Annotated in this window: 12 protein-coding genes; 3 read left to right on the forward strand and 9 right to left on the reverse strand. The window is 39.1% G+C overall.

Annotated features, from left to right (window positions below):
* Positions 1 to 10 precede the first annotated feature (10 nt).
* Positions 11 to 1,222, reverse strand: a complete 1,212-nt coding sequence (locus ACOMC3_RS15005; RefSeq protein WP_420316700.1) for a hypothetical protein — start codon at positions 1,220 to 1,222, stop codon at positions 11 to 13.
* A gap of 129 nt (positions 1,223 to 1,351) precedes the next feature.
* Here ACOMC3_RS15005 and proS point away from each other — a divergent pair, with 129 nt between their 5' ends.
* From proS to floA, 3 genes are read left to right on the forward strand one after another with little or no spacing between them, the layout of a single operon-like run.
* Entirely contained in the window at positions 1,352 to 2,821 is a 1,470-nt protein-coding gene (proS, locus tag ACOMC3_RS15010; protein WP_420316701.1) for a proline--tRNA ligase, read from the forward strand.
* Positions 2,821 to 3,291 (forward strand): NfeD family protein, encoded by a 471-nt coding sequence (locus ACOMC3_RS15015; RefSeq protein ID WP_420316702.1) that lies wholly within the window; start codon positions 2,821 to 2,823, stop codon positions 3,289 to 3,291. The genes proS and ACOMC3_RS15015 overlap by 1 nt, the downstream gene beginning before the upstream one ends.
* Positions 3,292 to 3,296: 5 nt before the next feature.
* Positions 3,297 to 4,322, forward strand: a complete 1,026-nt coding sequence (gene floA / locus ACOMC3_RS15020; protein ID WP_420316703.1) for a flotillin-like protein FloA — start codon at positions 3,297 to 3,299, stop codon at positions 4,320 to 4,322.
* 78 nt (positions 4,323 to 4,400) lie between these two features.
* Here floA and ACOMC3_RS15025 read toward each other — a convergent pair whose 3' ends face one another.
* From ACOMC3_RS15025 to ACOMC3_RS15060, 8 genes are all read right to left on the reverse strand, one after another.
* A complete protein-coding gene (locus ACOMC3_RS15025) occupies positions 4,401 to 5,018 on the reverse strand; it encodes a YfiT family bacillithiol transferase (RefSeq protein ID WP_420316704.1) in 618 nt (205 codons plus the stop codon).
* The gene (locus tag ACOMC3_RS15030; protein ID WP_420316705.1) at positions 4,972 to 5,481 is read right to left on the reverse strand and encodes a DUF2480 family protein; all 510 of its coding nucleotides are present in this window, start codon (positions 5,479 to 5,481) and stop codon (positions 4,972 to 4,974) included. Before ACOMC3_RS15030 ends, ACOMC3_RS15025 begins: the two co-directional genes overlap by 47 nt.
* 3 nt (positions 5,482 to 5,484) lie before the next feature.
* Positions 5,485 to 6,165: a tRNA (adenosine(37)-N6)-threonylcarbamoyltransferase complex dimerization subunit type 1 TsaB gene (gene tsaB / locus ACOMC3_RS15035; RefSeq protein ID WP_420316706.1), complete on the reverse strand. Its 681-nt coding sequence runs from the start codon at positions 6,163 to 6,165 to the stop codon at positions 5,485 to 5,487.
* Between the two features lies 1 nt (position 6,166).
* Positions 6,167 to 7,825 (reverse strand): S41 family peptidase, encoded by a 1,659-nt coding sequence (locus tag ACOMC3_RS15040; RefSeq protein ID WP_420316707.1) that lies wholly within the window; start codon positions 7,823 to 7,825, stop codon positions 6,167 to 6,169.
* A gap of 2 nt (positions 7,826 to 7,827) precedes the next feature.
* Positions 7,828 to 8,208: a ribonuclease P protein component gene (gene rnpA, locus ACOMC3_RS15045; RefSeq protein WP_420316708.1), complete on the reverse strand. Its 381-nt coding sequence runs from the start codon at positions 8,206 to 8,208 to the stop codon at positions 7,828 to 7,830.
* A gap of 11 nt (positions 8,209 to 8,219) precedes the next feature.
* Entirely contained in the window at positions 8,220 to 8,375 is a 156-nt protein-coding gene (gene rpmH, locus ACOMC3_RS15050) for a 50S ribosomal protein L34 (protein ID WP_348279338.1), read from the reverse strand.
* Positions 8,376 to 8,521: 146 nt separating this feature from the next.
* Positions 8,522 to 10,591, reverse strand: coding sequence for an insulinase family protein (locus tag ACOMC3_RS15055; RefSeq protein WP_420316709.1), 2,070 nt, complete (start codon positions 10,589 to 10,591; stop codon positions 8,522 to 8,524).
* 21 nt (positions 10,592 to 10,612) lie between these two features.
* Entirely contained in the window at positions 10,613 to 11,962 is a 1,350-nt protein-coding gene (locus tag ACOMC3_RS15060; RefSeq protein WP_420316710.1) for a M16 family metallopeptidase, read from the reverse strand.
* Between the last annotated feature and the right edge of the window lie 11 nt (positions 11,963 to 11,973).

The following is an 11,973-nucleotide window of genomic DNA, read 5'->3' on the forward strand; positions in this document are numbered from 1 at the left end:
AAATTATCTGCTAGTTGCCCCCTCTTCTACCGGAACTTGATCTACCTGACGATGATCTTGAACCTGAAGATCTGCTTGAACTCGTGGATCGACTAACTGATCCAGAACTTCGTGAACTTGAAGATCTCCCAGATGAATAGCTTCTGCTACTATTACTTCTTGATGAAGATGCAGGGCTATAGGATCTTGTATTACTAGAATTGCTTGTTCTGTTAAAGTTCCGGTTTGAAGAGGATCTTTCACTTCTGCCAATACTATTGAAACCTGAGTTCCTCGAGCTTGATGATCGTGAATTGACTGAACCTACATCTCTACTAGATGAATTGGAGCTTATTCTACCATTACTTCGTGACCTACTTAAATATTCGGCTTGTTGCCTGTTATAATTCACTCTTCTGCTACTTGACGAAACATCACTAGCAACTGCACCTCGTCTACCAGAAGAAGATCTACTTGTCCTTGAGGCAACAGATCCTCTTGACGATCTTGCTCCTCTAACCACATTTCTAGAATACCTGTAAGTAGCAACCGGTCTCCAATATGGCTCTCCATATCCGGCATAGTATCCGCCCCAGTAGCCATAAGGCCTTCCCCAGCACCACGAGTTCCAGCCCCAGCCTGCATTCCATCCCCACATAGGACCCCAAGCATTCCATCCCCATGGGTCATACCATGGATTACCCCATGCGTTACCATAAGAAATAGACCAGAAGTTTCCTCCCCAACTATTCCAGCCAAACCCTACATTCCAACCAGGACGGTTCCAGTTATTCCAATTGTCGTTGTAATAATTATTAATAACTACCGGTTGTGAGTTTGCACCGTTAAAATTGTCATTGCTGTAGTCATCATAAATTATCGAAGACTGAGGATCGCTGAAGTTTGGATTTTGATATGAATCCTGCTCTTCGTTTAAATAATCTTCTTGTGTTTTTTCTGGCTTATAGTAATCCAGCGTTTCCTGACTTACTCCTTCTATTTGAGGATTGGTTTCTTTGAATTGTTTTCCTAAAAAACTCATGTTTTCATCTTGAGTTTCAGTTTGATCCAAAGAGTTATCAGCCTGATTATATGGATCGTTTGAGGATATTTCCACTTTATTCTTTTTCTGTTTTTGACGATCCTTTTTGGTGAAGTACAAGTCATCGTACTCCTGACCAAATGCTCCAATAGAAGCGATTCCTAAAACGAAAATCAGTGTGTGTTTTAAATAATGTCTCATGACGATCCTCCTTTGTTTTAAATTAACGAATCTCAAGGGCTCTCTGTTCTATAGCTCTGCTATATTTGCGTCCCTTAAAGAAACTTATTACGTTAAGGAGCAAACTCCATACCAAAAGAAATTTCATTCATGGCTAAAGCTATTCCATCTCGCTCGGAAGATTATTCATTGTGGTATAATGAATTGGTAAAAAAGGCTGGTTTGGCCGAAAATTCTCCTGTCAGAGGCTGTATGGTTATTAAACCTTATGGTTTTGCTATTTGGGAAAAAATGCAGCAGACATTGGATCAAATGTTTAAAGACACAGATCATGAGAATGCATACTTTCCGCTTTTAATACCTAAATCGTTTCTAAGTAAAGAAGCGGATCATGTGGAAGGTTTTGCCAAAGAGTGTGCAGTGGTTACACACTATCGCCTTAAAAATGATGATGATGGAAAGGGAATAGTTGTAGATCCAGAGGCGCGACTAGAAGAAGAATTAATCATACGTCCTACATCTGAGACAGTAATCTGGGACTCGTATAAAAACTGGATTCAATCCTATAGAGATTTACCAATACTTATTAATCAGTGGGCCAATGTAATGAGGTGGGAAATGCGAACCCGTCTTTTTCTAAGAACAGCAGAATTTCTGTGGCAGGAAGGACATACTGCTCATGCTACTAAACAAGAGGCGATTGATGAAACCAGACAGATGCTGGACGTTTACGCCACCTTCGCAGAAGAATTTATGGCTATGCCTGTGATTAAGGGTGTGAAAACAGAAAGTGAGCGTTTTGCCGGAGCGGTAGATACTTATTGCATAGAAGCAATGATGCAAGATGGAAAAGCACTCCAGGCAGGCACTTCACATTTCCTTGGTCAGAATTTTGCCAAAGCTTTCGATGTAAAGTTTGCTACAAAAGAAGGCAAGGAAGAACTAGTTTGGGGCACTTCCTGGGGGGTAAGTACCCGGTTGATGGGTGCTTTGATTATGGCTCATTCAGATGATGATGGATTGGTGCTTCCTCCTAAACTGGCACCCATCCAGGTAGTCATTGTACCAATCTTTTTTAAAGATGAACAACTTGATGAAATTGAAAAAGTTGTTGCACCAATTGTCAAGGAATTGAAGGATAAAGGGATTTCAGTAAAATTTGATACCAGGGATACCCACAAACCAGGCTGGAAATTCGCGGAATATGAACTCAAAGGTGTTCCAGTAAGACTTGCCATTGGTCCAAAAGATTTAGAGAAAGGAACGGTTGAGATCGCTAGAAGAGATACGAAAGAGAAATCATTTCACCCAATAGACGGAGTAGTTGATCAAGTGACTCAATTATTGGAAGACATCCAGAAAAACATCTATGACAAGGCTAAAAATTTCCGTGAGGAAAATACCAGGGAAGCTGACAGTTATGATGATTTTAAGGAACTAGTCGAGCAAGGCTTTGTGTATGCCCACTGGGATGGAACTGCAGAAACAGAAGATAAAGTAAAAGAAGAAACCAAGGCTACTATCCGATGTATTCCATTACATCGTGAAATGGAGGAAGGAACTTGTATCTTTACAGGTAAGCCTTCAAAAGGCAAAGTTTTATTCGCAAAAGCATATTAATGGAATGGTTAATCATCATAGGACTAATGCTTTTAGGTACGTTTTTAATCGTAGCTGAGATCATTTTTGTGCCCGGAACCACTGTTGTTGGAATTCTTGGATTCATTTTTTCTGCTTACTGCATCTACCTCGGTTACGACTATTTTGGACCTACTATCGGCACATTAATCCTTTTAGGAGGTCTTGTTCTAAATGTCATCGCTCTGGTTATTGCATTCAAGGGACGTTCTTGGGAACGATTTTCGTTAAAAGGCACCATGACTGGAAAATACAATGATGATTATAAATTTGATTTAAATATTGGTGATAAGGGAATGACTATTTCCTCATTGAAACCTGTTGGTAAAGCACTCTTTGAAGATCGTGAAATAGAAGTCAGATCTAATGGTGGTTATATCAATGAAAATGTGGAAATTGAGGTCCTAAGAATAGAGTCATCAAAAATTTTTGTACAATCTGTAAATAATTAAATATCATGGGTAGCAGTGTAATGCTCATATTACTAGTTGTTGGGGGGATCATCCTCTTTTTTATATTCCTCTATTTTGTTCCGGTCAATCTTTGGATAACGGCGATTTTTTCTGGGGTAAGAGTTGGTTTATTAGAGCTTGTTTTCATGCGAATCAGAAAAGTGCCACCATCAATTGTGGTAAACTCATTAATTACAGCGACAAAAGCAGGCTTAACGATTCAAGAAACTGAAGAGAGTACACCACGGCAATTAAAAACGCAAGAACTTGAAACGCACTACCTGGCTGGTGGTAATGTGCCTCAGGTTATCAAAGCATTGATCTCAGCGGATAAAGCAAATATAAATCTTACGTTTAAGCAGGCTACAGCAATTGATCTTGCAGGACGTGACGTATTTGAAGCTGTACAAATCTCAGTTAATCCAAAAGTAATTAACACTCCATCGGTTGCTGCAGTTGCTGCTGATGGAATCCAGCTAGTTGCTAAAGCAAGAGTTACCATCCGAGCAAACATCCAGCAATTAGTTGGGGGTGCAGGAGAGGAAACGATCCTTGCTCGTGTAGGAGAAGGCATTGTGACATCAGTAGGTTCTGCTTCAACACACAAAGAAGTACTTGAAAATCCGGATAAAATTTCAAAGCTCGTTCTTCAAAGAGGTCTGGATGCCGGAACTGCGTTTGAAATACTATCAATCGATATTGCAGATGTAGATGTAGGAGCGAACATTGGTGCGAAATTGCAAACAGATCAGGCGTCTGCTGATTTGAAAGTAGCGGAAGCGAAAGCAGAAGAGCGTAGAGCAATGGCAGTAGCTGAAGAGCAAGAGATGGTGGCAAAAGCACAGGAAGCTCGAGCCAAAGTGATCCTTGCCGAGGCAGAAGTTCCTAAAGCAATTGCAGAAGCATTCAGAAGTGGCAACCTCGGCATCATGGACTACTACAAGTTCCAAAATATTGAGGCTGATACTGATATGAGAAGCTCAATAGCCGGTTCAGGATCCAAAAAAGGAGGGTCTAAAAAGAAAGACTAAAGATTTGTCTAACCTATAAAAGCCTCTTGGATGAATTTCTGAGGGGCTTTTTATTTTAAATGAAGTCTATCACTAGACTCAGGTATTGCTATCAACTTTTTCAGGAGTAAACTCACCTTCTAAGTCTATGGCTTGCTTAATATGAGCCACATGATGTTTGCAATGCCAGTCGTACAAACCTGCCATCCATTCCAGTGTAAACTCACGATTATATTCCGGATGAAAAAATGTCCTTTTCTTCTGCTCAGATTTTAAAGAATTGAGAAGCGTAACCCATCGTTTATGTAAGCCTTCCAAGATATCAATGGACTCCATAATATCTTCATTATCTGCATCAGCAGTCTTGGCCCATGCAGCTTCATCATAAGGTTTTATGGTCGGAGTATCCTCTGTGAGTATCAACTTAAAACGGATAAAACTATTCATGTGGCTATCTGCCAGGTGATGAACAACCTGCTTAATGTTCCATCCTCCAGGACGATATTGTAGCTCCAGCTCATCATAAGACAGATTATTCACCATTTTTTTTACTCGCTCCGGCAAGTTTTGAATGGTTTCAATCCATTGATTAAATATTTCTTCGGTGATCTCTGCTGGCGTTTCATACTTTCCAACAGGATATTTTAAGATATCGATATCCACAGATAGGTTATTTTTTTCGCTTAAAGATAGGAACTGTACTGCAAGGTTCGCCATACATGAGACTGCTTACAATCGGAAAAAGTTTAGCCGTTATTTTGGCATAGGCATATTCGATGTTTTTAACATTCCCACACCCTTTGATCACCACTTTTTTATCTGAAAGGTCATATTCTGCCATGCATTTATCAATGGCCTGATCAATCAATGTCTTTTCCACAGCTTGTTCGTCACCATAAGTAACCACATTGGCAAATTCCTTGATTTTTGTAACTAGCAGCATGTACGCCCAAGTAGGTACAATTGCTTCCGCTGTACAAATCAAGCCCACATTCTTATCCTGGTAAATAGACCAATCGTTTTCTTTTAGAAAGCTTCTGAAATCCTTCTCTCGCAAAATCAAACCTTCGAATAAGGTGTCTTTTACATCAAAAAGCGCATATTCGCCTTTGTGTAGAAACTCTTCAAGGTCAATTGAAACAAGTGGGCTCTTGGCTACTCTGTTAACTATTTCCTCCATTGTTTAGAGCAACTGTTTTTTTGGTGTGGTAGTTCGCCACTCTTTTAAATAATTCGGTTCAAAATAGGCTACATCTTCAAAGTCATTGTCCTTATATTTATTCAATGCCAACCTTCCCATATTTTTTGCTTCTGGGAAAATGTCTTCTATAAAGATCAAATTTTCCTGACTGGCGATTTCGCGAAACTTAGGCATACCATCTCCAAATAAGTGCAGCGGTTTATCAAACTCTTTGAACGTATCCTCATCCAAAATTTTTGGTTGTAGGTGCCAAATGATATCCCCATTTTGATTTTCGATTTGAGTATATACTTCCATCCGGCGAGCATCCATCATGGGACAAAGCAGATGATCCCCCATGAATTTACCACGCAAAGGCTCAGTAATAATATCCAGGGATGGCATTGAAATGAGGTTTTTTTTTAACGTGTAGCAAATTCCTTTCGCTGTAGTTACACCAATCCTTAAACCAGTATATGATCCTGGTCCTGAGGAAACAGCGACTGCATCTAAGTCATTAAAGGTTACATCTGCCTCTTTACAAACCTCCAATCCTATTCCGGGAAGTAATGAAGAATGAGATTTCTCAACCTGATGAATTTGAGTTCCAAGCAATTCACCATCATTGTGCAAGGCTACTGAACACACCTTTGTAGATGTCTCGATACTGAGAATTAGCGCCAAATCAGTTGGGATTTAGGATTGCATTGTATTTCGAGGAATCGTTTAGAACAGCTATGGCTGCCTGAATATCTGGATCTTTACCGAATGTCGACTCAATGATTCCACGCTCATAAAAATAGCGCCCTGCAATCTCCTGTTCAAGAAGCATTTTGATCTCTTCTTTGAACGTTTCAAGGTCCTGATCTTTATTATGCTTTGTTGCTTTTTCAAGGTTATCAAAATAGCTTTTTAGAGCAGTGTATTTTTTTTCTTCTTTGGCTATCTCAATTAAATCCTTTGTTTCTTGCTCCACTCGAGTGACATAATCAAAATCTCGTCCGGAAAGCCATTTTTTGAAATCCTCATAGTCACTCTCTGACAGTCTTAACTCGTCAGGTGAAGCGGGATTTAAATCTTTATTAGCATAGGAATATTCAGTAGCATAATAAAAGATGTGATCATTTTTGATCAGACTTTTTGTGATCGTAGCAAATTCCAATTTCTCAACTTCAACATCAGGATCTATTCCTCCTCCATCAAATACTCTTCGCCCGTTTAATGAATAGAATTCGTTTTTTAATGAATCTGGAATTTTACCAACACTTCCATCTTCGTTCCTGTTGCTATAATCAATGGCTTGTATACATCTTCCGGTTGGGGTGTAATATTTTGCGGTTGTTATTTTCACAACTGCATCGTAGGACAAAGGTCTTTCTATTTGTACCAACCCCTTTCCAAATGTCTTTCTTCCAATCAATACCCCGCGATCATAATCTTGCATCACACCAGACACTATCTCAGATGCAGACGCACTACCATTATCAGTTAAAACGACCACTGGAATGTTTGGATCTACAGGGTCATTCAATGTATTATACGTCCAATCATTCGCTCGGACTTTCCCTTTTTGGGTAACAATCTTTCTTCCCTTCTCGATGAAAACATTGGAAACGTTGACAGCCTCATGAAGGAGGCCGCCTGGATTTCCACGTAAATCCAATATGATACTTTCAGCGCCATCTTCCATTAGGTCAAGAACTTTAATTCCAATGGATCTGCCAACATTTTGGGTAAAGCTAGTAAGTCTTACATAGCCAATATCATCGGTAACCATGCCAGCATAAGGTACGCTATCTACAGCAATTTTTTCACGTTTCACATTCACATCAAACATTTCATCTTGTCCGAATCGCTTAATCGTAAGTGTGATTTCAGAATTTGATTGACCTTTCATGAGAAATCGAACCTCCTCTTGAGATTTGCCTTCCAATGGAATTCCATTGATGGCATGTATCTCGTCCCCAGCTTTCAATCCAGCCTCATGTGCTGCGAATCCTTCATATGGCATCACGATGGTACTTATTCCATCTTTCCTTTCGACTACCGCTCCAATGCCTGAATACTCTCCGGTTGTCATCATGCGGTAAGTTTCAATATCGTCTGCAGCGATATAATTGGTGTATGGATCCAATGTTTCCAACATATTATCAATACCGGCTTTCATTAAAGTTGTCGGATTGATTTCGTCCACATAATGGGAGTTCACTTCCTTAAATAAGGTGGCGAATATGTCAAGATTCTTAAGTATTTCGAAGTATCGATCAGTAGGAGGTTTTACAGCTGCTACTGTGATTACAAGAATTAAAATGGCGGGAAGAATTATTCGTGCTTTTCTACTCATAGTCATTCTGCATTGATATTACCCAAACGTTCCAGACACTTAATAAGTTGAGCCTGAATGTTATCAAAGGTTAAAATCTGTTTTGAAAGATAAATGAAACCTATGTAAAGGCATGATTCATTTGAATCAGAATTGATCAAATGTTTATTTAATCGATAAGCTTCACGAATTCTTCTTTTTAAAAGATTACGATCAACTGCTCTTTTAAAATTTCTTTTTGGAACAGAAATAAGAATTTGGTTAGGACCGGGGATGTCGGACTGTTGGTGACGAACTTGAAATTCATCCAAATAAAAAGAGGAACCGCTTTTAAATAGTCCCTCAATTTTTTTCTTACCGGTAAGTTTTTCCTGTTTAGAAAAACTGTATTTAGAAAGGCCCATTGGCCAGTAATTTACTTCTTATGTATTTCGTCAGAAACAGTAAGTCTTTTTCGTCCCTTTGCTCTTCTTCTAGCAATAACAGACTGACCATTCACGCTCTCCATTCTTTTTCTGAATCCGTGCTTATTTTTCTTCTTTCTAACTGAAGGTTGAAACGTCCTTTTCATGTGTATAGTTGTTTTTCAGTAATCACATGGAATTCGACCTCACGGCCTCATTTCATTATAATTTTCTTTCTCCCTTAAAAACGGAGGGCAAAGATAGATAAATCCTTGCCCTCTATGCAAATTTTGTGAAAATATTCTATTTCAAACTATTCAACATTGAATATTGATTCATCTACTTCTTCATTTACAAGAATTTCTGTGACTTTAACATCCAATTTAGATGGCCCTAATGGCATTTTAATCAATGTTGGAAACATAATTCCATTGAACTCTTTGTAGTCTCTAAAATCCGTTGAAAGTGTCATAGCTCCCTGAGGGGTTTGAGCAACATTAGTTGTCCTTACCAGGAACCCACTTTCAGCATCATAGTATCTCGTAGACTTTTTTCCTGATGGCATTGTCACTTCGATTCCATAGGCATCATTCCCATCAATACTTTCAACTGCGATAAGCTTCAAATCAATGCCCTTCTCAAGCATCGCTTGCTCTTCAACAATGGCTGAACTGATAGTCATATCATTGGCCTCATCACCTTCTATTTTTTTAGATCCTGCCATACCAGAGCTCATACCTTTTTCTCCATCAAATACTTGCTTTTGAACAACATTTTCGCCCATTTTCATTTTCTGTATTGACTTATTAGGAGCCATTTTTATTGACTCAATATTCATCTTATTACCCATCATGGAGGCTTCCATTTTCACTTTCACAGTCTTAATAGCTGCAATATTGTCCTTACCACCAATCGCTTTCAAGTAATTATTAATTACAGCTTCAGTAGTCAACCCCTCTGGCAATTTGGACAATGAAGGATCCACTTCATTTCCGTAGGTATCGTAGTACTTGAGTTCACCGAACTGATTCAAACTCTCAGCAACTTCACTTGCTTTGCCAACCACATTAATGTAAGCATTTTCAGGCTTCAGGTATTTCTGGGCTGTAGCTTTTATTTCTTCAATCGTTACAGCCTGTACTTTTTGCAAGTAGGTATTGTAATAATCTGCAGGAAGATTATAGATCGCAGTATTTAGTGCAAAGTTTGCTACCGTTTGCGGTCTCTCCAGAGAGGTAGAGAAATTGCCAGAGATTGAGTTTTTAGCAAGCTCCAATTCTTCTTCTGTGATTTCACCACTTCTCATTTGATCCATTTCGTAGATCATCTGAACGACGGCACTATCGGTCACCTCATTTCTTACATCAGCATTCGCATTGAATCTGGACACTAACTCATCTGAAGAAAGATTGGATCTACTTCCATACGTATAACCTTTATCTTCACGAAGGTTCATATTCAACTTTCCTGAGAATGAACCACCTAGAATTTGGTTCATTACCCTTACTTTTATTTCATCCTCTGATCCAACAGGTAACTCTACAGGATAGGTAATATTGATTACGGACTGAACTGAGCTTGGCCTATTGACAATGCCGACTTTCGTTTTCTCAGGGGCATCCGGATTTTCATAGGTAGGCATTGGAACTTCTCCAGATGCCCAACTACCAAAGTAGGTCTTTACCATCTTTTTCATCTGCTTTGGATTAACATCGCCAACAATGGCCAAATACGAAATATTTGGCTTAAAGTATGTGCTGTGGTATGCTTCCAAATCTTCTACGGTTATGTTGTTTGTCGTTTCTTCCGTTTGGATTTCACCGTACGGATGATCTTTACCATAAACCAATGCTTGATTCAAATTACCTGCAATAGCCCCAGGGTTATCTTTTGCCTGAGCCAATCCAGAAAGTGTTTGCTTTCGAATTTTCTCAAGTTCTTCCTCCGGGAATGTAGGATTGAACGCCACATCTGTCATCAACTCCATGATTTTCTCCTGATACTTAGAGAGACCTGATGCAAATACATTTGTTGATCCTGTGAAAACGGAAGCACCAATAAAGTCAATCTCTTCATCCAACTGTTCCTTGGTTCGTGTTTCCGTTCCGCGCATCATCATTTGACCTGCCATATCTAAATAGCCTACTTTTTCTCCTTCTAGAAGAGGCTCTCTATCAACCAATAAGTTGAAACTTACTCGTGGCAGCTTATGGTTTTCAATGATGAATACTTTCAATCCATTTTTCAATTCAAATGACTCATAGTCGCCAATGTTTATTGGCCTTGGGGTTGCCGGTTCCGGCAGCTTACTCCGATCCACCTGTGCAAAAGCACCTAACATTCCGATGGTCAGAACGAGTGTTAGTATATTTCTTAAGTTCATAATTTCTTGCTTTTATTCGGTTTATTGATCGTCAAGTTTTTCATCTTCTGGCTTTTGCTGAGCCGACTTTGGTAGGTAATAAAGTGTTACTCTATTATCAGAAGTCAAGTACTTTTTAGCCACTCGCTGAATATCCTCCTTTGTGACAGCCATATATCTATCAATCTCACTATTGATCAAATCAGCATCGCCATAGTATACATGGTAATCCGCAAGACTCTCAGCAATTCCTCTTACCGTGCTATTTGAGCTTACAAAATCATTTTCAATTTGATTTTGTAATTTTTGGAATTCACGATCACCAATTGGTTCAGTTTTAACTCGCTCGATTTCAGCAATCATGGCTTCTTCGAGCTCTTCAGGGGTTTTTCCCATGTTTACCAGTCCTAATGAAACAAATAAACCGCCATCTTCAAGAGCAAAAGGAAAGGAAGCTACAAATGCCGCTATCTCTTGATTATCAACAATCTCTTTTTGAAATCTGGAGCTTTGACCTCCTGAAAGAAGCGTAGTTAACATTTGCATCGCATAGTAATCATCTGATCCTTGCTCTGCCATTCGGTAGGCCTGAAATACTCCAGGGAGTTGTACATTATCAAAAACTTCTTCTCTTACCTCACCTCCTAAATTTGGTGCCTCAATCTCAGGGCGAGGAATTTCTTTGGTTCCTTTTGGAATTTCAGCGAAGTATTTTTTGATAAGCTCCTTAGTCTCATCAATTTGAATATCCCCAGCTATTGAAAGAGTGGCATTATTAGGCACATAGAACGTTTCAAAGAAATCTTTGAAGTCATCTTCAGTCGCATTATCTATATCCTCGAAAGATCCAATTGGTGTCCAGGAATATGGAGTCCCCTCATATGCTTTTCCAAAAATTTTGGACTGGAAGGACATGTAAGGCTGATTGTCAATACGTGTTCTTTTTTCCTCTTTTACAACCTCTTTTTGTGTAGCAACACCTGTAGAGTCAATTTTAGCATGAAGCATTCTTTCTGACTCCATATAGAGACCTAGTTCCAACTGATGAGAGGGAAGTGTCTCAAAATAAAAAGTTCTATCGAACGAAGTATTTGCATTTAACTGTCCTCCTGCATTTTGAATGATCTTAAAGAAAGATCCTCTCTCGATGTTTGGTGAACCCTCAAACATCAAATGCTCAAAGAAGTGAGCAAAACCCGTTCTTCCTTCAGGTTCGTTTTTAGAGCCTACATGATAAAGAACAGAAACATTAACAATAGGTGTGGAATTGTCTTGATGTAGAATTACATGTAATCCATTGTCCAGATCATACTCCACAAAATCAATTCGCTTTTCCTGAGCGATAGCTCCGAAAATTGCGAACGTCAAGATTAAGATTAGGGTATTTCGCATATTTAATTAGG

Source organism: Ekhidna sp. (assembly GCF_965212185.1).
In the GTDB taxonomy this organism is placed as follows: Bacteria; Bacteroidota; Bacteroidia; order Cytophagales; family Cyclobacteriaceae; genus Ekhidna.

Bases quoted from the DNA above. Each gene is read 5' to 3' on its own strand.
- ACOMC3_RS15005 (WP_420316700.1), bottom strand. From the start codon at position 1,222: ATGAGACATTATTTAAAACACACACTGATTTTCGTTTTAGGAATCGCT.
- proS (WP_420316701.1), top strand. From the start codon at position 1,352: ATGGCTAAAGCTATTCCATCTCGCTCGGAAGATTATTCATTGTGGTAT.
- ACOMC3_RS15015 (WP_420316702.1), top strand. From the start codon at position 2,821: ATGGAATGGTTAATCATCATAGGACTAATGCTTTTAGGTACGTTTTTA.
- floA (WP_420316703.1), top strand. From the start codon at position 3,297: ATGGGTAGCAGTGTAATGCTCATATTACTAGTTGTTGGGGGGATCATC.
- ACOMC3_RS15025 (WP_420316704.1), bottom strand. From the start codon at position 5,018: ATGGCGAACCTTGCAGTACAGTTCCTATCTTTAAGCGAAAAAAATAAC.
- ACOMC3_RS15030 (WP_420316705.1), bottom strand. From the start codon at position 5,481: ATGGAGGAAATAGTTAACAGAGTAGCCAAGAGCCCACTTGTTTCAATT.
- ACOMC3_RS15040 (WP_420316707.1), bottom strand. From the start codon at position 7,825: ATGAGTAGAAAAGCACGAATAATTCTTCCCGCCATTTTAATTCTTGTA.
- rnpA (WP_420316708.1), bottom strand. From the start codon at position 8,208: ATGGGCCTTTCTAAATACAGTTTTTCTAAACAGGAAAAACTTACCGGT.
- rpmH (WP_348279338.1), bottom strand. From the start codon at position 8,375: ATGAAAAGGACGTTTCAACCTTCAGTTAGAAAGAAGAAAAATAAGCAC.
- ACOMC3_RS15055 (WP_420316709.1), bottom strand. From the start codon at position 10,591: ATGAACTTAAGAAATATACTAACACTCGTTCTGACCATCGGAATGTTA.
- ACOMC3_RS15060 (WP_420316710.1), bottom strand. From the start codon at position 11,962: ATGCGAAATACCCTAATCTTAATCTTGACGTTCGCAATTTTCGGAGCT.